The organism is Actinomadura physcomitrii, from assembly GCF_008923205.2.
GTDB classification, from domain to species: domain Bacteria; phylum Actinomycetota; class Actinomycetes; order Streptosporangiales; family Streptosporangiaceae; genus Spirillospora; species Spirillospora physcomitrii.
Genome location: NZ_WBMS02000042.1, coordinates 13438 through 31267, shown reverse-complemented (window position 1 = coordinate 31267; position 17830 = coordinate 13438). Strand labels below are relative to the sequence as shown.

The following is a 17830-nucleotide window of genomic DNA, read 5'->3' as shown; positions in this document are numbered from 1 at the left end:
CGGTCGTTTTGCCGGCACTGGCTCGTGATCCTCACACCACCATTGGCGCCGGTGTGGGACGTCCGTAACCGGGCGCGGAGGTCTCGCGTGACATGTACTTAACGCCCGTTTCATACGGTCGGCGCGCTGTCCGATCCGACAGGGGGGACCGATCGTTGACCGCGCGGGCTTCGCAGGCCGGCACCGACCAGGTGCGGACGGTTTGTTCTTACTGTGGTGTGGGCTGTGGCATGGTCCTGGACATCGTCACGCGGGCGGACGGGCGCCGCGAGGTGGTGAAGGCGTCCGGCGACAAGGCGCACCCGGCGAACTTCGGGCGGTTGTGCACCAAGGGCGCGACGACGGCGGACATGCTCGCGGCGCCCGGCAGGCTCACCACCGCGCTGGTGCGTCCCGACCGCGGCGCCGAACCGGCTCCGGCCGCGGTCGACACAGCGATCGCCGAGACGGCGGGGCGGTTGCGCGCCATCGTCGACGAGCACGGACCCGACGCGGTCGCGCTGTACGTCTCGGGGCAGATGAGCCTGGAAGCGCAGTACCTGGCCAACAAACTCGCCAAGGGATACATCGGCACCAACCAGATCGAGTCCAACTCACGGTTGTGCATGGCCAGCGCGGGCACCGGCTACAAGCTGTCACTCGGCGCCGATGGCCCGCCCGGCTCCTACCAGGACTTCGACAAGGCCGACGTCTTCTTCGTCATCGGCTCCAACATGGCCGACTGCCACCCGATCCTGTTCCTGCGCCTGATGGAACGGGTGAAGGCGGGCGCCAAACTGATCGTCGTCGACCCGCGGCGCACCGCCACCGCCGTCAAGGCCGACCTGTTCCTCCAGGTCAAGCCCGGCACAGACCTCGCGCTGCTGAACGGCCTGCTGCACCTGCTGGTCAAGAACGGGCATACCGACGCGGCCTTCATCGCCGACCGCACCGAAGGCTGGGAGGCGATGCCGGAGTTCCTGGCCGACTACCCACCCGCCACCGTCGCCGAGATCACCGGCATTCCCGAGGACGACCTGCGCACGGCGGCCGAATGGATCGGCACGGCCGGCGAGTGGACGAGCTGCTGGACCATGGGGCTCAACCAGAGCACCCACGGCACCTGGAACACCAACGCGCTGATCAATCTCCATCTGGCCACCGGCGCCATCTGCCGGCCGGGCAGCGGGCCGTTCTCCCTCACCGGCCAGCCCAATGCGATGGGCGGCCGGGAGATGGGCTACATGGGTCCCGGCCTGCCCGGACAGCGTTCGGTGCTGGTGGCCGAAGACCGCGACTTCACCGAACAGGTGTGGGGCCTGAAGCCCGGCACCATCCGCGAGGACGGCTCCGGCAAGGGCACCATCGAGATGTTCCAGCGCATGGCCGACGGCGAGATCAAGGCCTGCTGGATCATCTGCACCAACCCCGTCGCCTCCGTCGCCAACCGTAGGACCGTCATCGACGGACTGGAGGCCGCCGAGTTCGTGGTGGCCCAGGACGTCTTCGCCGACACCGAGACCAACGCCTACGCCGACATCGTCCTGCCCGGCGCGCTGTGGACCGAGACCGACGGCGTACTGATCAACAGCGAGCGCGACCTCACGCTCGCCCGGCAGGCCGCCGACCCTCCCGGAGAGGCGCTGCCAGACTGGCAGATCATCGCGCGGGTCGCCTGCGCCATGGGGTACGAGCACGCCTTCTCCTACACCGCTGCCGAGGAAGTCTTCGAAGAGATCAAGAACTTCTGGAACCCAAGAACCGGCTACGACCTGCGCGGCGTGACCTATGAGCGGCTGCGCGGCACTCCCGTCCAGTGGCCCGCCCGCGACCCGGACGGCCCGGACCGCAACCCGATCCGCTACATGGACGACAGCGGCGGCGGACCGGTTTTCCCGACCCCGAGCGGGCGAGCGGCGTTCTTCGCCCGACCGCACATCCCCGCGGCCGAGATGCCCGACGACGCCTTCCCGTTCGTCCTCAACACCGGACGGCTCCAGCACCAGTGGCACACCCTCACCAAGACCGGCAAGGTCGCCAAACTCAACAAGCTCAACCCGTCCCCGTTCATCGAGGTGCACCCGCAGGACGCGCAGGCCCTCGGCATCGGCGAGGGCGACCACATCGAGGTCGCCTCCCGGCGCGGCCGCGCGGTGCTGCCCACGGTCGTCACCGACCGGGTCCGGCCCGGCTGCTGCTTCGCCCCGTTCCACTGGAACGACCTGTTCGGCGAGTATCTGAGCATCAACGCCGTGACCAGCGACGCTGTCGACCCGCTGTCCTTCCAGCCCGAGTTCAAGGTGTGCGCGGTGTCACTGACCAAGGTCGCCGCCCCGGCGGCGATGCCGGCACCGGTGCGCGAGGAAGTGCGGGAGGATTCCCGGGCGCCCGGGCAGGCCAGGCCGCTCGCACCCGCCGGAGCCGTCGCCGCGATGAACGCCTTCGGGCTCCAGGACCTCACGCCGCCCACGTTCACCGAACACGAACGCCGCTATCTCGCCGGATTCCTCACCGGGGTGGACGCTGGGGCACCCGGCATCCCCGTCCTGCCCCCGACGGCACCGTTCGACGACGAGACCGCACTGTGGGTGAACGGCGTCCTGGCCGGGCTGAACTCCCGGATCGCGCGACCGGCCGAGCCCGCACCGGACAGCGACGCCCCCGCGCACGAGACCGTCGTGCTGTGGGCGTCCCAGACGGGCAATGCCGAAGACTTCGCCGCGACCACCGCCGAGCGCCTCACCGCCGCGGGCCACAAGGTCACCGTCCAGTGCATGGACCAGGCCGACCCGCGTTCCCTCCCGGCCGCCGACCTGCTGCTGATCACCAGCACGTTCGGCGACGGCGACGCGCCCGACAACGGCTCGAACTTCTGGAACGCCCTCACCACCGGCGATCCTCCGCCGCTGGACGGCAGGCGCTATGCCGTCCTGGCCTTCGGCGACTCCTCCTACGACGACTTCTGCGGCCATGGGCGCCGCCTGGACGACCGCTTGGAAGAGCTCGGAGCAGAACGACTGACCCAGCGCACCGACTGCGAACCCGACTACGAGACCGCCGCCCACGCCTGGCTCGACGAGGTCCTCGCCGCTTTGGCGGCTCCCACGCCGGCCACCGGGGGAGCCCCGCCCGCCCGCCGCGCCAAGCCCGGCCCCACCGCCGTCCGCCTTGCCGGCAACCGGCTGCTGAGCCTTCCCGGATCGGGCAAAGAGGTCCGGCGCTTCACCTTCGACGTCAGCGACACACCACTCGTCTACGAGGCTGGCGACGCGCTGGGCGTGCACCCGGTGAACCGCCCCGACCTGGTCACCGAATGGCTGGCCGTCACCGGACTCGCCCCGGCCGCCCCAGTGGACCTCCCCGGAATCGGCCAGATCCCGTTCAGGGATGCTCTCCACCAGCACCTGGACATCACCCGGATCAACCAAGACCTCCTGCGGTTCATCACCGAACGCACCGGCGACCGCACTCTGAAGAAACTGCTGCGCCCCGACAACAAGGGCCAGCTCGCCCAATGGTCCTGGGGGCGCCAGAGCGTCGACGTCATCACCGAGCACCCCGTCCGCGCGACCGCCCAGGAATGGGCCGACGTCCTCAAACGCCTGCGACCTCGCCTGTACTCGATATCCTCCAGCCCGCTAACGCAGCCGGACGAGATCTCACTCACCGTCTCGGTCGTCCGCTACGACAATCCCCGCGGACGACCCCGCCACGGTGTCTGCACGGGCTTCCTCGCCGACGCCGACGCCGACACGCCCGTACCTGTCTTCGTCCAACCCTCACCGCACTTCCGGCCCCCGTCCGACCCCGCCACGCCCATGGTGATGATCGGCCCCGGTACCGGCGTCGCCCCCTTCATCGGCTTCCTCGACGAGCGGCGCGCTCGCGGACACCACGCCCCCAACTGGCTCTTCTTCGGCGAGCAGCACAGGGCCACCGACTTCTACTACCAGGACGAACTCACCGCGCTCCAGCAGGACGGCCACCTCACCCGCCTCGACACCGCCTTCTCGCGCGACCAGCGCAACCGCGTCTACGTCCAGGACCGCATGCGCGAACAAGGCCACCGCCTCTGGTCCTGGCTCCAAGACGGCGCCCACCTCTACGTCTGCGGCGACGCCTCCCGCATGGCCAAAGACGTCGACCGGGCACTACGCGGCATCGCCACCACCCACGGCGGCCTCACACCCGACGACGCCGCGGTCTACTTCAAGCAGCTCGCCAACGACAAACGCTACGTCCGCGACGTCTACTGACCCGAACCAAGGCTCGTACCTTCGATCTAGAGGGCCGCTCGGGTGAATACCCTCTGATCACCGGGGCTGATCACCCGCCGCCCGGATGCTGAATGGCACCGACTGCTCCGCATTCAGCGGGGCCGCGTCCGCGATTCAGCGAACACGCTCAGAAGCCTGCCGATACGCCTCGGCCCGCAGGTAGGGCTCTGTCCGGTCGTTGAAGTACCAGGACTCCGTCGGAGATCTTGAGGCGGTGCCCAGGACGTGAGCGCGTGGGCGGCATGTGGCGTAAGGTGAGGTCTTGGCTGCCGGGACGGGTTATCTGGTGCCGGCCAGTCTTGATGACGTCTCGGTGACAAACGGTCAAGGGCCTGATCGGAGTATGCTCCGATCAGGCCCTTGACCTGCACGTTCTCGGTGGAGCTGAGGGGATTTGAACCCCTGACCCCCTCGATGCGAACGAGGTGCGCTACCGGACTGCGCTACAGCCCCGAGGACTCTGTAAGGTTAGCGCACTTCGAGGGGTGCTCGCGCACGGGCCGGTCATTCGCCGACGGCGCGGCGGTCGTCGGCGTACTGGTCGAAGACCTCCTCCTGGGTGACCAGTTCGATGACCTCGGCGGGCTCGGTGTCCTGCTCGGCCCGGCGGGCCTCGATCGCGCGGGCGCGGGCGGCGGCGCGGGCCTCGGCGGCGGCGCGGCGGCGGGCGGCGTCCATGCCGACGGCGACGCGCAGCAGGCTGAGGTGGCCGGCCAGCAGCAGCGCCGGCGGCAGCGTCGCCCACCAGGGCAGCAGGCCGGACGCGACGAGGGCCACGGCGGTGACGAGCAGGGCCGCGAGGCCGGACGTGCGGCGGCGGCGCCGGGCGATGACGGCGGCGCGGGTCACCGGGCGGCGGGGCCGCGGGGCGGCCTGGGGCTCGTCGGTGTCCTGCGGCTCGTCTTCCTCGTCGTCGAGTTCGTCGGCGCGTTTGTGGAGGAGCCGGGTGATGCCGGTGGTCTCGGTGTCGCGGCGCAGCCACATGGGTACCAGGACGATGGCCCAGACCGCGACGATGGCGAGGTAGAGGACGGCGCTGCTCACGCGGTCACCGCCCCGGGCCGTCCCAGGGCACGCGAAATCGGCGGGCCGACTTTCGGCGCGCGGGCGTGCAATGGGAGCAGGGTCACGCCCCGCACGGTACGAGCCGGTGTCAGAGGTTGACGAGCATAAGGGGCGGTGTGTCGCGAGATCGATGCCGCCGTTACTCTCCGTTTGCCGAGTCTTCTCGATCGCAGGATTCTTACGCGGCGAAAGTCACTCCGGACTCAAGTGCGCCGGGGAAATGCCTGTTTGCGTTCGGCCAGCCAGCGGGCCCGCAGGCCACCGGGGACGTCCTCGACGGTCAGGGCGTAGCAGATGTGGTCGCGCCAGGCGCCGTCGATGTGCAGATGGCGGCGCCGAATTCCTTCTTCCCGGAATCCGAGCTTTTCGACGACGCGGCGGCTGGCGGCGTTCTCCGGGCGGATATTCGCTTCGAGGCGGTGCAGGCCGACGGTGAAGAAACAGTGGTCGACGGCGAGGGCGACCGCGGTGGGAATGACGCCGCGTCCGGCGACCTGCTTGTCGACCCAGTAGCCGATCTGCGCGGAGCGGGCCGAGCCCCAGACGATCGCGCCGATGGTGAGCTGGCCGACGAAATGGTCCTCGTTGGTGACGACCCAGGGCAGGGCGAGGCCCTGGCGGGCTTCGCGGCGCATGGTGTGCACCATGCTGACGTAGGGGCCGAGGCCGCTGCGGAACAGCGGTGTCTCGGGGTTGGTGGGCTCCCAGGGGCGCAGCCAGTCGGCGTTGCGGACCCGGAGCTCGCGCCAGGTGGCGGCGTCGCGGTGCCGCAGCGGTCGCAGCCCGACGGAACCCTCGGTGAGGGTGACCGGCCATCCCCGCAATCGTTCCACGGTTCCATGATTCCCTGGTAGGACCTGCGAACGCCATCCATTGTGGCCGGGAAAATCGCCTGGGGGCGCGCGGGTCAGACCCAGCGGCCGGCCTTCATGACGCGGTGGACGGACATATCGTCGTTGAGGACCACGAGGTCGGCGTCCTTTCCGGGTTCGAGGGAGCCGACACGCGAGTCGAGGCCCAGCGCGCGCGCCGGAACCAGAGACGCCGCCACAGCGGCCTCTTCGAGAGGCAGGCCGAGGACGGCGACGGCGCGGCGGAACGCGTCCGCCATCGTGATGGTGCTTCCGGCGATGGACGTCCCGCCGGCGAGGGTGGCGCGGCCGTCGCGGACCTGGACGTCCATGACGCCGAGGCGGTAGTCGCCGTCGCCCATGCCGGCGGCGGCCATCGCGTCGGTGATCAGGGCGACGCGGCCGGGGGCGGCGGCGAGGGCCAGCCGGGCGACCGGGGCCTCCAGGTGCACGCCGTCGTTGATCAGTTCGGCGGTGACGCGGGGGTCGTTGAGGGCGGCGGCGACCGGGCCGCCCTCGCGGTGGTGCAGCGGGCGCATGGCGTTGAACAGGTGGGTCGCGACGGTGGCGCCGGCGTCGAACGCGGCGCGGGCGGTCGCGCCGGGCGCGTCGGTGTGCCCGACGGCGGCGAGGACGCCGGCGTCGGCGGCGTCCCGGACGAGGTCGAGCGCGCCGGGCAGCTCGGGCGCCAGGGTGATCATGCGGAGGTGGCCGCCGCCGAGCCGGACGAGGCGGGCGAACTCGGCGCGGTCGGGGCGGCGCAGGAGATCGGGGTCGTGGGCGCCGCAGCGGTCCCGGGCGAGGTAGGGGCCTTCGATGTGGACGCCGGCGATGAGGCCGTCGGCGGCGAGGTCGGCGAGGCCCGACACCGCGTTGGCGAGCTCGTCCGGCGTGCCGGTGACGAGGCTGGCGACCGTCGTGGTCGTCCCGTGGGCCAGGTGGAAGAGCGCGGCCCGGCGCGCCTCCTCGGGACGTCCGGTCTGGTACGAGGCGCCCGCGCCGCCGTGGACGTGCATGTCCACGAAGCCGGGGACGACGTGCCGGCCGCCGAGATCGACGGTCTCGCCGGGCCCGGTGGGCGACGCGGCGATGCGGTCGCCGTCGATGTGCAGGGTCCCGGACGTGACGCCGCCGGGGAGGACGATCCGGGCGTTCGTGAGGTTCAACATGAGGCGTCCAGGATGACGGAGCGGCTGAGGTGCCGTGGGCGGTCGGGATCGTCCCCGCGCGCGCGCCAGCGCGTCCAGGACCGCGGCCCGCCGCCAGCGGTCGGGCTGCGACGCGATCTCCGCCTCGGTGTGCCCCCGCCGCGCTCCGCCATGGACCTCTCCCCCTGCAGCCGTCTGCGTGTTCTTGCTTGTTCAATACCAAGTCCGAGCAGAAAAGACCATAGTGGTGCATCGCTACAATCCAGGGCCAAGCCGTCCCGCGGGACCGTCCGCGTACCGGAGAGGGGCCGGGGTGACACGCCACGAACGCTGGAACGCGCTGCTCGGACTGCTCGCGGACGCCGGCCGGCTGAGCGTGGAGGAGGCGGCGGAGCGGATGGCGGTGTCGGCCGCGACGATCCGCCGCGACTTCGACCAGCTCGCCCAGCAGCAGATGCTCACCCGCACGCGCGGCGGCGCGGTCGCCCAGAGCGTCAGCTACGACCTGCCGCTGCGCTACAAGACCGCGCGGAACGCGACGGAGAAGCAGCGCATCGCCGCCGCGACCGCCGAGCTGGCCCGGCCCGGGTCGATCATCGGGCTGAACGGCGGCACCACGACCTCCGAGGTGGCGCGGGTGCTCGCGACGCGCGCCGACCTGCACGCCGAGGGCGGCGCCCCGGCGATCACCATCGTGACGAACGCGCTGAACATCGGCACCGAGCTCGCCGTCCGGCCGCACGTGAAGATCGTGCTGACCGGCGGCGTGCCGCGCCCGCAGTCCTACGAGCTGACCGGCCCGCTGGCCGGCGGGATCTTCGACCACGTGACGCTGGACGTGGCGGTCCTCGGCGTCAACGGGGTGGCCGTCGAGCACGGCGCGACCTGCCACAACGAGGGCGAGGCGGAGGTCAACCGGCTGATGGCCGAGCGCGCCGACCAGGTGGTCGTGGTCGCGGACGGCTCGAAGGTGGGCCGGCGCGCGTTCGCCCGGATCTGCGCCACGAGCCGGATCGACGTGCTGGTCACCGACGGCACCGTCCCGGCCGCCGAGGTCGCCGCCTTCACCGAAGCGGGCGTCCGGGTCGTCCAGGCCTGACCCAGTTCATCCCGAAGCGGGGCGGGGGTGGTCGCCGCCGCCGATCTGGTCGACGGCGTGCGCCAGGACGCGGCCGAGGACGGCCATGCCGTCGCGGACGCCGCCGGTCGAGCCGGGCAGGTTGACGATCAGCGTCCGCCCGGCGAGCCCGGCGAGGCCGCGGGACAGGATCGCGGCGGGCACCTTGTCGCGGCCCTCCAGCCGGATCGCCTCGGCGATCCCGGGGACCTCCCGCTCGATGACGAGCCGGGTCATCTCCGGCGTCCGGTCGGTCGGGGTGAGGCCGGTGCCGCCGGACGTGACGACGACGTCGTAGCCCTGCGCGACGGCGTCGCGCAGCACCTCGGCGACCGGCTCGCCGTCCGGCACCACGACGGGGCCGTCCACCTGGCAGCCGAGGTCCTCCAGCAGCTCGACCAGCACCGGGCCCGACTTGTCCGCGTACACCCCGGCCGCCGCGCGGTTGGACACGGTGACCGCCATCGCGCGGATCATCGACGCCACACGCCGGTCTTGCCGCCGGTCTTCTCCTCGACCCGCACGCCGGTGATCACGGCGGCCGGGTCGACCGCCTTGACCATGTCGACCAGCGCGAGCGCGGCGACGGAGACGGAGGTGAGCGCCTCCATCTCCACGCCGGTGCGGTCGGCGGTGCGGGTCACCGCCGTGATCGCCACGCCCTCGTCGCGGATCTCCAGCTCGACGGTGACGCCGTGCAGCGCGATCGGGTGGCAGAGCGGCACCAGGTCGGGGACGCGCTTGGCCCCCATGATCCCGGCGATCCGGGCGACCGACAGCGCGTCGCCCTTCGGCATGTCGCCGGCCCGCAGCAACCCGACGCATTCGGCGGAAAGCCGGACGAACCCGGTCGCGGTGGCGGTCCTGGCCGACACGTCCTTGCCGGACACGTCGACCATGCGGGCCGCGCCCTTGTCGTCCAGATGCGAGAACTCGGTGCCCATGGCGCTCATGGCAACCTCATGACGTCGACGTGCGAGCCGGCGGGCAGCGCCTCGCTGTCCTCCGGCAGGACGATCAGCGCGTTCGCCATGGCGAGCGAGCCGAGCTGGTGGGACCCCTGCGTCTCCGCCGGGGTGACGGTGTAGTGGCTGCGGTTGAACGCCAGCCGCCCGCGCACGAAGTGCCGCAGCCCGGCGGGCGACTTGATGTCCTCGGCCAGGACGGCGCTGACGGTGGGCATCGGTTCGGGCGGCAGCCCCTGCATGGCGCGCAGTGCGGGACGCACGAAAACCTGGAACGAGACGTACGCGCTTACGGGGTTCCCCGGCAGCGTGAAGACGGGCGTGCCTTCCAGTAGCCCGAACCCCTGCGGCTTGCCCGGACGCATACGCACCTTGTGGAACCGCACGGTGCCGGTGCCGGACAGCACCTCCTTCACCACGTCCCTGGTGCCCATGGACACGCCGCCGGAGGTGACGATGGCGTCGGCACGGACGAGCTGGTCCTCCAGCATCTCCATGACCTTGGCGGGCTCGTCGTGGACGGTCGCCTGCCGGAAGCCCATCCCGCCCGCCTCCACCACGGCGGCGGTGAGCATGTAGCTGTTGGACTCCCAGATCTGCCCGTGCGCGAGCGGCGCACCGGGCTCCTGCAGCTCGTCCCCCGTGGAGACGACGACGACGCGCGGCTTCGGCCTGACGACGACATGGGAGCGCCCTACCGCGGCGACCATGCCGATCTGCGTCGCGCCCAGCCGCGTCCCGGCCTCCACGACGGTCTGCCCGGCGAGGACGTCCTCGCCGGACCGCCGGATGTAGTTCCCCGCCGGTGCGGGACGGCTGACGCGGACGGTCGCGGCACCGCCGTCGGTCCACTCGACCGGGATGACCGCGTCGGCGCCGGCGGGCAGCGGGGCGCCCGTCATGATGCGCGCGGTCAGGCCCGTCCGGATCGCCGAGACGCCCGGGTCGCCGGCCACGATGTCCCCGACCACGGGCAGCGTGACCGGTTCCGCCTCGGTGGCCCCGGCGATGTCCGCCGCGACGACGGCGTAGCCGTCCATCGCGGAGTTGTCGAACGGGGGCAGCGGGACCGGCGCGGTGACGGGCTCGGCGAGCACCGTCCCCTGCGCCTCCAGCAGCGCGAGGTCGAGCGGCGGCAGCGCCGCGACGCTGCCGAGAATCTCCGTCAGGTGCTCATCGACCGTTCTCATGCCCATCTCCCCAGCCCCCTTGAACCAGTGTGACGGGTCGTCACGCGTCGGCGGAGCCGCCCACGCCGTCGGCGGCGTCATGGGCCTGCACGAACTCGCGCAGCCACGGGATGAACTCGGGCGCCAGATCGGGGCGTTCGGCGGCGAACTGCACGACCGTCCGCAGGTACTCCAGCTTGTTGCCGGTGTCGTAGCGGCGGCCGCGGAACTTCACGCCGTACACGCCGCCGCCGTTCTCGGCGGGCATGTCGGCGAGGGTGCGCAGCGCGTCGGTCAGCTGGATCTCGCCGCCGCGCCCGGGCGGGGTCTTCTCCAGCACGTCGAACACCGCGGGGTCGCAGACGTACCGGCCGATGATGATCCAGTTGCTCGGCGCCTCCTCGGCGGCGGGCTTTTCGACCAGGTCGGAGATGCGCACGACGTCGTCCTCGCCGGTCGCCTCGATCGCGGCGCAGCCGTAGGCGGACACCTGGTCGGGCTCGACCTCCATCAGCGCGACGACGCTGCCGCCGTACTGGCCGCGCACCTCGATCATCCGCTGCAGGAGCTTGTCGCGCGCGTCGATCATGTCGTCGCCGAGCAGCACCGCGAACGGCTCGTGGCCGACGTGCTGGCGGGCGCAGTGCACCGCGTGGCCGAGCCCGCGCGGCTCGCCCTGCCGGACGTAGTGCATGATCGCCAGGTCGGCGGACTCGCGGATGGCCGCGAGGCGCTCGCTGTCACCCTTGGCGTTGAGCGCCTCCTCCAGCTCGTAGGCGCGGTCGAAGTGGTCCTCGATGGACCGCTTGCTGCGCCCGGTGATCATCAGCACGTCGCTGAGGCCGGCGTCCACGGCCTCCTCGACGACGTACTGGATCGCCGGTTTGTCGACGACGGGCAGCATTTCCTTTGGCGTCGCCTTCGTGGCGGGCAAGAATCGGGTACCGAGGCCTGCCGCCGGGACGACGGCCTTGAGCACGGGTGCAATGTCGACCATGAACAGACCCTAGCCATCCACGAGGACAACAGCGTGCACGACATCGTTTCGAAGACCGGCGTCCGCACCGGACTGCTGGAAAGGCGTGGGATCATGGGTCCCGAGGAGCGCGCCGCGGCGGGCAGGTCGCTGCGCGACGCGCTGCTGTCCGTTCCCGAGATCGAGATGGCGGGGACGATCGCCGCCTACGTCTCCACGGGCACCGAACCGGACACCAGGAGCCTGCTGTTCGCGCTGTGGAAGCGCGGCGCGTACGTGCTCCTCCCCCGCCTGCTGCCGGACGGCGACCTCGACTGGGCGTCCTACGAGGGCCCCGACTCGCTGGCGCCGGGCCCGCGCGGATGCCTGGAGCCGACCGAGCCGCCGCGCGGCACGGGGGCCGTGGCCAGCGCGGACGTGGTGCTGGCCCCGGCGGTCGCGGTCGACCGGACGGGGATGCGGCTGGGCCGCGGCGGCGGTTCGTACGACCGGGCGCTCGCCCGGGTGGGGCCCGCGATCCTGACGGTCGGGCTGGTGTACGACTCCGAGCTGGTGGACGAGCTCCCTTCGGAGCCGCACGACCAGCGCGTGCGCGCCGCGGCGACGCCGTCCGGGGGGCTGGTGCGGTTCGGCTGAGGCGGGGCGGCAGGACGCCCGGGAAGGCGCCTCTCGCGGCCTTGGAGGTGTGGCCTCGCGGTCAGCAGGACCTGGCCCTGTGGCCAGTACCGGACGGCCGCATAGGGTGAGAGTCGGCAAGATCGCGGCTTCGGGGACCGCGGTCGGACGCGAGGCTCACCGGGAGGTTCGAGATGACGGCGCCGTGGCGGATCCTTTCCCTCCCCCCGCTGGGGGAGGACATCGTGCGGGGCCTGTTCGGATCGTTCGGCGACGCCGTGGAGGTGACGTTCCCGAAGACCAGGGACCGTCCCGGCCTCCTCGCGGCGCTCCCGGACGCCGAGCTGGTCATCGGCGACTTCAGCGGCCGGCTGAAGCTCGACGCCGAGGCCGTCGCCGCGGCGCCGCGTCTGGCGTTCGTGCAGATGCCCGGGGTGGGGACGGACAGCATCGACGGCGACGCGCTGGCACGGGCGGGTGTGCCGCTGGCCAACGCCGCGGGTGCCAACGCTCGCGGAGTGGCCGAATGGGCGGTCGGCGCCGCGTTCGCCCTGTGCCGCCACCTCCTCTGGGGCGACCGGCGTGTGCGCGCGGGCGACTGGCCGCAGGCGGAGCTTCTGGCGCGGGGCACAAGGGAAGTCCATGCGCAGCGCGTAGGAGTCGTCGGTTACGGGGCCATAGGCGCGGAGGCGGCGCGGCTGTTCCAGGCTCTCGGCTGCGAGGTGTCGTACTGGACGAGGCGTCCGCGCGAATCGGCACCGGTCCCCTACAAGGAGCTGGACGATCTGCTCGCCGCGTCCGACATCCTGGTGCTCGCCCTGCCGCTCACCGACGATACGCGCGGTCTCATAGGCCCGGATCGTCTCGCGCTACTCCCCGACAAGGCGCTGCTGGTGAACGTGGCGCGCGGGGGCATCGCGCCGGACGACGCCGTCCTCGCCGCGCTGGAGTCGGGACGGCTCGCCGGCGCCGCCCTGGACGTCTTCGACGAGGAGCCTCCCGCGGCCGACCACCCTCTGCGCGCGCACGAGAACGTCCTGCTGTCACCGCACGCGGCGGGCGGGACGACGCAGGCGCAGCGGAACATCGTGACGATGCTGCTCGACAACGTCACCAGGGCCGTCCAGGGACACGCGGTGCAGAACGTGGTCAACGGGGTGGATCCGCAGGTCAGACGGAGATAACGGACGTTCTAGACGTCCCGTTCATCAACCGCAAGTATGCATTTGACGCATTAATCTGTAGTATTGCTAAAAGTTCAACTTTGACGACCCCGAAGGGTGGGATGTGCATCTCGACATCTGGCTACTCCTCGGGGCCGTGCTCGTACTCAGCGCCATCGTCGCGGTCCGGCTGTCGCATCAGGCCGGCCTGCCGACCCTCCTGGCGTACATCGGCCTCGGCCTCTTCATCGGCGAGTCCGGTCCCCTGCACATCGACTTCGACAACGCCGAACTGGCCGAGACGCTCGGCCTCGCCGCGCTCGTCCTGATCCTCGCCGAGGGCGGCCTCACCACCAGCTGGCGGCACGTGCGGCCGTCCGTGCCCGCCGCGATCAGCGTCTCCATCATCGGCACCCTGATCAGCATCGCGGTGGTGGCGCTCGCCGCCCAGTGGCTCATCGGGATGGACTGGCGCCCGGCGTTCCTGCTGGCCGCCGTGCTCGCCCCCACCGACGCCGCGGCCGTGTTCTCGGTGCTGCGCCGGCTGCCCCTGCCGTCCCGGCTGACCGGGCTGCTCGAAGCCGAGTCCGGCTTCAACGACGCGCCCGTCGTGATCATCGTGGCGACGCTCAGCGTCGAGCACACCGTCCCCAACCTCGCCGAACTCGCCGGCGTGATGGTGTACGAACTCGCCGCCGGCGGCCTGCTCGGCTTCGCGATCGGCTGGCTCGGCGCACAGGCGCTGCGCCGCGTCGCCCTCCCCGCATCCGGCCTCTATCCCATCGCCGTGATGTCGCTGTCCATCGGCTCCTACGGCGCCGCCACGCTGCTGCACGCGAGCGGCTTCCTGGCCGTCTATGTGAGCGCGCTAGTGCTGGGCAATGCGCGCCTGCCGCACCGACCGGCCACGAGGGGCTTCGCCGAAGGCATCGGCTGGCTCGCCCAGATCGGGCTGTTCGTGATGCTGGGGCTGCTGGCCTCGCCCAGCGCGCTCCCCGGCCAGATCGTCCCGGCGCTCGTCATCGGGTTCGTGCTGCTGCTCGTGGCGCGCCCCGTGTCGGTCGTCCTGTCCTCGATCGGGTTCAAGCTGTCGTGGGGCGAGAAGGTCTTCGCCTCATGGGCGGGGCTGCGCGGCGCCGTCCCCATCGTCCTGGCCACCATCCCGATGGTGGAGGACGTGCCCGACGCCGACCGGCTCTTCTCCATCGTCTTCAACATCGTCGTGGTGTTCACGCTCCTGCAGGGCCCCACGCTGCCCCTGGTGGCGCGCTGGTGCCGCCTCAAGAGCGACGAACAGACCCGGGAGCTGGACGTGGAGGCCGCACCCCTGGAGGAGCTCCATGCGGACCTGCTCGAAGTCCGCATCCCGCCCGACTCCCGGTTGAGCGGTGTGGAGATCTTCGAGCTGCGGCTGCCCGCCGGAGCGTCCATCACCCTCGTCGTCCGGGACGGGGAGAGCTTCGTGCCGGAACCAACCACGCGCCTGCAGAGCGGCGACACGCTCCTGGTGGTGACCACCGACACCGTGCGCGAGACCACGGAGCGCAGGCTGCGCGCCATCAGCCGCCGCGGGAAGCTGGCCGGCTGGTTCGGCGAGACCGGTACATGACCGCGCCGGGGCCCGGTACATGACCTCGCCGGGGCCCGGGAACAGACCCGCGGCGAATCGTGTTCCAGGCATGGGTACCATTAGCAGTCATCTAGAGTGAGTGCCAGTCCCGGACGGCGCCCGGGCTGAGTCAGCTAGGAGGAACCGTTGCCGACGTATCAGTACGTTTGCACCGAGTGCGGCGAGCCTCTGGAGGTCGTGCAGAAGTTCAGCGACGACGCGCTGACCGAATGCCCGGCGTGCAACGGAAAGCTCCGCAAGGTCTTCTCCGCCGCGGGGATCATCTTCAAGGGGTCGGGCTTCTACCGCACCGACAGCCGCGGCTCCGGCAAGTCGTCCTCCACCGTGGGCAGCTCGTCCAACGGGTCGAACGGCTCGTCGTCGTCGAGCGGTGACTCCGGCAAGTCCGACACGTCCTCCTCGTCGAGCTCGTCGAGCGACTCGTCGTCCTCGTCTTCCGCCTCGCCGTCGAAGTCCTCTTCGTCCGAGAAGGTGGCCTGACTCCAGGGCACGCCCCACCGCGCTTCCGAAGGCCGGAGGAACCCGACCGGGTTCCTCCGGCCTTCGTCGTGCTACGGCCACCCCGGGGGGCGTCCCTGAGGCCACCCCTAAGGGAACCCTGAGGCTACCCCGAGATTTCGCGATATAACTTGCTTTCTCTCTTCATCAGAGAGACTCTGGTTCTGAGCGAGTTTCACGTCATATCGCGAGATCAACGGGCATCCCCAGGAGATCGACCATGCGCGCACAGAGCCAGGCTCCCCCCAGAACACCGGCCCGCGGGCCCGCCGGGCCGATCGCCGGACGCCGCGGCAAATGGGCCGTCCTCGCCGTCTGGATCGTCCTGCTGGCCGCCCTCGGCCCGCTCGCCGGCAAGCTGGCCGACGTCGAGGACAACGACGCCGCGTCCTGGTTGCCCGCCAGCGCCGAGTCCACGCGGATCGTCAAGCAGCAGGACACTTTCCGCAAGGACGAGACGATGCTCGCCGTCATCGTCTACGAACGCCCCTCCGGCATCACCGCCGCCGACCGCGCCAAGGCCGCCTCCGACACGCACGCCTTCGAGCGCCTCCCCGGCGCCGAGAAGGCGCGGGGACCGATCCCGGCCGAGGACGGCAAGGCGCTGGAGACCCTCGTCCCGATCAACAGCGACGACGTGACCGACGCCGTCGACCAGGCCCGCGACATCGTCAAGCGCGGCCCGCCCGGACTGTCCGCGCACGTCACCGGGCCCGCCGGCGCCGGCTCCGACCAGTTCGGCGTGTTCCAGAGCCTCGACGGCTTCCTGCTCATGGCCGCCGGCATCGTCGTGATCGTCCTGCTGCTGATCATCTACCGCAGCCCCGTGCTGTGGTTCATCCCGGTGCTCAGCGCCGTCTTCGCCCTTGGGCTCGCCCAGTCCGTCATCTACCTGCTGGCCAAGTACGCCGACCTGACCGTCAACGGGATGAGCTCCGGCATCATGACCGTGCTGGTCTTCGGCGTCGCGACCGACTACGCCCTCCTGCTCGTCGCCCGCTACCGCGAAGAGCTCCACCGCCACGAGGACCGGCACGAGGCCATGGCGTTCGCCCTGCGCCGCGCCGCGCCCGCCGTCATCGCCTCCGCCGCGACCGTCGCCGTCGCCTCCGCCGCGACCGTCGCCGTCGGCCTGCTGTGCCTGCTGCTCGCCGACCTGAACTCCACCGCCGGGCTCGGCCCCGTCGCGGCGGCGGGCGTCCTCACGGCGCTCGCCGCGATGGTCACGCTCCTGCCCGCCCTGCTCGTCATCTTCGGCCGCTGGGTGTTCTGGCCGCTCGTCCCGCGCTACGACGCCAAATACCTCGAGCCCGAGGCGTACGAGGCGGAACACGGGATCTGGTCCCGCGTGGCGGCCCTCGTGGGCAGGCGCTCGCGCGCGCTCTGGATCACCACCGGCATCGTCCTGGTCGGCCTTACCTTCGGCCTCGGCTCGCTCAAGGCCGACGGCCTCTCCAACGCCGGGCAGTTCACCGGACGTCCCGACTCGATCGTCGGGCAGGAGAGCCTGGCGCGGCACTACCCCGCCGGATCCGGCTCCCCGGCCGTCATCATCGGCAAGGCGTCGGCGGCGCCCCAGATCGCCGCCGCGGCCGCACGCACACAGGGTGTCGCCCAGGTCAGCCCGCCCGCCACCGCGAACGGGCTCGTCATGTACGAGGCGACCTTGCGCGACCCCGCCGACAGCAAGGCGGCCGAGCGGACCATCGACCGGCTCCGGAACGCGGTGCACGCCGTCCCATCCGCCGACGCGAAGGTGGGCGGCACCACCGCCACGTCCCTGGACACCAAGCGCGCCTCCACCCGTGACAACAAGGTCATCATCCCGGTCGTGCTGGGCGTGGTCTTCGTCATCCTCGTCCTGCTGCTGCGCGCGCTCGTCGCGCCGCTGCTGATGATGGGCACCGTCGTCCTGTCGTTCCTCGCCTCGCTTGGCGCGTGCGCGCTCATCTTCAGGCACGGCTTCGGCTTCGAGGGCACCGACACAGGGTTCCCCCTGCAGGCGTTCACCTTCCTGGTGGCGCTCGGGGTCGACTACAACATCTTCCTCATGCACCGCGTACGGGAAGAGTCCCAAACCCTTGGCACGCGGCGTGGCATCCAGCGCGGCCTCACCGTCACCGGGGGCGTCATCACCTCGGCCGGGGTGGTGCTGGCGGCGACGTTCGGCGCGATGGCGACGCTGCCGCTGGTGTCCATGGTGGAGATGGGCTTCGTCGTGGCGTTCGGTGTCCTGTTCGACACGCTGGTCGTCCGGTCGCTGCTGCTGCCCGCCCTGTCGCACGACCTCGGGCGGCGCATCTGGGCGCCGGGCCGGCTCGCCGCCCGTGAGGTCCGCTCGGGCCGTTCCCAGGTCCTCGACCGGGTCGGCTGACGC

14 protein-coding genes, 1 tRNA gene and 1 pseudogene are annotated in these 17830 nt (G+C 71.3%); 7 read left to right on the top strand and 9 right to left on the bottom strand.

Annotated features, from left to right (window positions below; all coding sequences use genetic code 11):
• Positions 1-191 precede the first annotated feature (191 nt).
• Positions 192-4235, top strand: coding sequence for a bifunctional nitrate reductase/sulfite reductase flavoprotein subunit alpha (locus F8568_RS36855; RefSeq protein ID WP_328601187.1), 4044 nt, complete (start codon positions 192-194; stop codon positions 4233-4235).
• A 400-nt stretch (positions 4236-4635) separates the two neighbouring features.
• On the opposite strand, the gene F8568_RS36850 is transcribed toward F8568_RS36855, so the two are convergent.
• The 4 genes from F8568_RS36850 to nagA all read right to left on the bottom strand — a co-directional run bounded on the left by F8568_RS36850 (position 4636) and on the right by nagA (position 7341).
• Positions 4636-4709 (bottom strand) — tRNA-Ala (locus F8568_RS36850).
• A 51-nt stretch (positions 4710-4760) separates the two neighbouring features.
• Positions 4761-5300: a divisome protein SepX/GlpR gene (gene sepX / locus F8568_RS36845; RefSeq protein ID WP_151598265.1), complete on the bottom strand. Its 540-nt coding sequence runs from the start codon at positions 5298-5300 to the stop codon at positions 4761-4763.
• A gap of 224 nt (positions 5301-5524) precedes the next feature.
• Positions 5525-6154, bottom strand: coding sequence for a GNAT family N-acetyltransferase (locus F8568_RS36840; RefSeq protein WP_328601184.1), 630 nt, complete (start codon positions 6152-6154; stop codon positions 5525-5527).
• A 74-nt stretch (positions 6155-6228) separates the two neighbouring features.
• Positions 6229-7341, bottom strand: coding sequence for an N-acetylglucosamine-6-phosphate deacetylase (nagA, locus tag F8568_RS36835; RefSeq protein ID WP_151598264.1), 1113 nt, complete (start codon positions 7339-7341; stop codon positions 6229-6231).
• 292 nt (positions 7342-7633) lie between these two features.
• On the opposite strand from nagA, the gene F8568_RS36830 reads away from it, so the two are divergent.
• Positions 7634-8419 (top strand): DeoR/GlpR family DNA-binding transcription regulator, encoded by a 786-nt coding sequence (locus tag F8568_RS36830; protein WP_151598263.1) that lies wholly within the window; start codon positions 7634-7636, stop codon positions 8417-8419.
• A gap of 6 nt (positions 8420-8425) precedes the next feature.
• On the opposite strand, the gene F8568_RS36825 is transcribed toward F8568_RS36830, so the two are convergent.
• Genes F8568_RS36825 through galU form a run of 4 tightly spaced genes read right to left on the bottom strand, consistent with a single transcriptional unit; the run spans position 8426 to position 11568 of the window.
• Positions 8426-8914, bottom strand: a complete 489-nt coding sequence (locus tag F8568_RS36825; RefSeq protein WP_151598305.1) for a MogA/MoaB family molybdenum cofactor biosynthesis protein — start codon at positions 8912-8914, stop codon at positions 8426-8428.
• A complete protein-coding gene (gene moaC, locus F8568_RS36820) occupies positions 8911-9390 on the bottom strand; it encodes a cyclic pyranopterin monophosphate synthase MoaC (protein ID WP_151598262.1) in 480 nt (159 codons plus the stop codon). Before moaC ends, F8568_RS36825 begins: the two co-directional genes overlap by 4 nt.
• A complete protein-coding gene (glp, locus tag F8568_RS36815) occupies positions 9387-10592 on the bottom strand; it encodes a molybdotransferase-like divisome protein Glp (RefSeq protein WP_151598261.1) in 1206 nt (401 codons plus the stop codon). The genes moaC and glp overlap by 4 nt, the downstream gene beginning before the upstream one ends.
• A gap of 40 nt (positions 10593-10632) precedes the next feature.
• Positions 10633-11568, bottom strand: a complete 936-nt coding sequence (gene galU, locus F8568_RS36810; protein WP_151598260.1) for a UTP--glucose-1-phosphate uridylyltransferase GalU — start codon at positions 11566-11568, stop codon at positions 10633-10635.
• Between the two features lie 42 nt (positions 11569-11610).
• On the opposite strand from galU, the gene F8568_RS36805 reads away from it, so the two are divergent.
• The 4 genes and pseudogenes from F8568_RS36805 to F8568_RS50755 all read left to right on the top strand — a co-directional run.
• On the top strand, positions 11611-12183 hold the full coding sequence (locus F8568_RS36805) for a 5-formyltetrahydrofolate cyclo-ligase (protein ID WP_407924505.1): 573 nt from the start codon (positions 11611-11613) through the stop codon (positions 12181-12183).
• A gap of 173 nt (positions 12184-12356) precedes the next feature.
• A complete protein-coding gene (locus F8568_RS36800; protein ID WP_151598259.1) occupies positions 12357-13346 on the top strand; it encodes an NAD(P)-dependent oxidoreductase in 990 nt (329 codons plus the stop codon).
• 103 nt (positions 13347-13449) lie between these two features.
• Positions 13450-14934, top strand: coding sequence for a potassium/proton antiporter (locus F8568_RS36795; protein WP_151598258.1), 1485 nt, complete (start codon positions 13450-13452; stop codon positions 14932-14934).
• A gap of 147 nt (positions 14935-15081) precedes the next feature.
• Positions 15082-15222, top strand: a pseudogene (locus tag F8568_RS50755) (FmdB family zinc ribbon protein); the annotation flags it as partial.
• A 14-nt stretch (positions 15223-15236) separates the two neighbouring features.
• On the opposite strand, the gene F8568_RS50750 reads toward F8568_RS50755, so the two are convergent.
• Positions 15237-15446, bottom strand: coding sequence for a hypothetical protein (locus tag F8568_RS50750; RefSeq protein WP_328601190.1), 210 nt, complete (start codon positions 15444-15446; stop codon positions 15237-15239).
• 227 nt (positions 15447-15673) lie between these two features.
• Between F8568_RS50750 and F8568_RS36785 the strand changes: the two genes are divergently transcribed.
• Positions 15674-17827 carry an MMPL family transporter gene (locus F8568_RS36785; RefSeq protein WP_151598256.1) on the top strand — a complete coding sequence of 718 codons (2154 nt, stop codon included), beginning with the start codon at positions 15674-15676 and terminating at the stop codon, positions 17825-17827.
• The last annotated feature ends 3 nt before the right edge of the window (positions 17828-17830 follow it).

What these genes read in the sequence shown, in the direction of transcription:
- nagA (WP_151598264.1), bottom strand. Translation starts at nt 7,341, where the DNA reads ATGTTGAACCTCACGAACGCCCGGATCGTCCTCCCCGGCGGCGTCACG.
- F8568_RS36825 (WP_151598305.1), bottom strand. Translation starts at nt 8,914, where the DNA reads ATGATCCGCGCGATGGCGGTCACCGTGTCCAACCGCGCGGCGGCCGGG.
- moaC (WP_151598262.1), bottom strand. Translation starts at nt 9,390, where the DNA reads ATGAGCGCCATGGGCACCGAGTTCTCGCATCTGGACGACAAGGGCGCG.
- glp (WP_151598261.1), bottom strand. Translation starts at nt 10,592, where the DNA reads ATGAGAACGGTCGATGAGCACCTGACGGAGATTCTCGGCAGCGTCGCG.
- galU (WP_151598260.1), bottom strand. Translation starts at nt 11,568, where the DNA reads ATGGTCGACATTGCACCCGTGCTCAAGGCCGTCGTCCCGGCGGCAGGC.
- F8568_RS36800 (WP_151598259.1), top strand. Translation starts at nt 12,357, where the DNA reads ATGACGGCGCCGTGGCGGATCCTTTCCCTCCCCCCGCTGGGGGAGGAC.
- F8568_RS36785 (WP_151598256.1), top strand. Translation starts at nt 15,674, where the DNA reads ATGCGCGCACAGAGCCAGGCTCCCCCCAGAACACCGGCCCGCGGGCCC.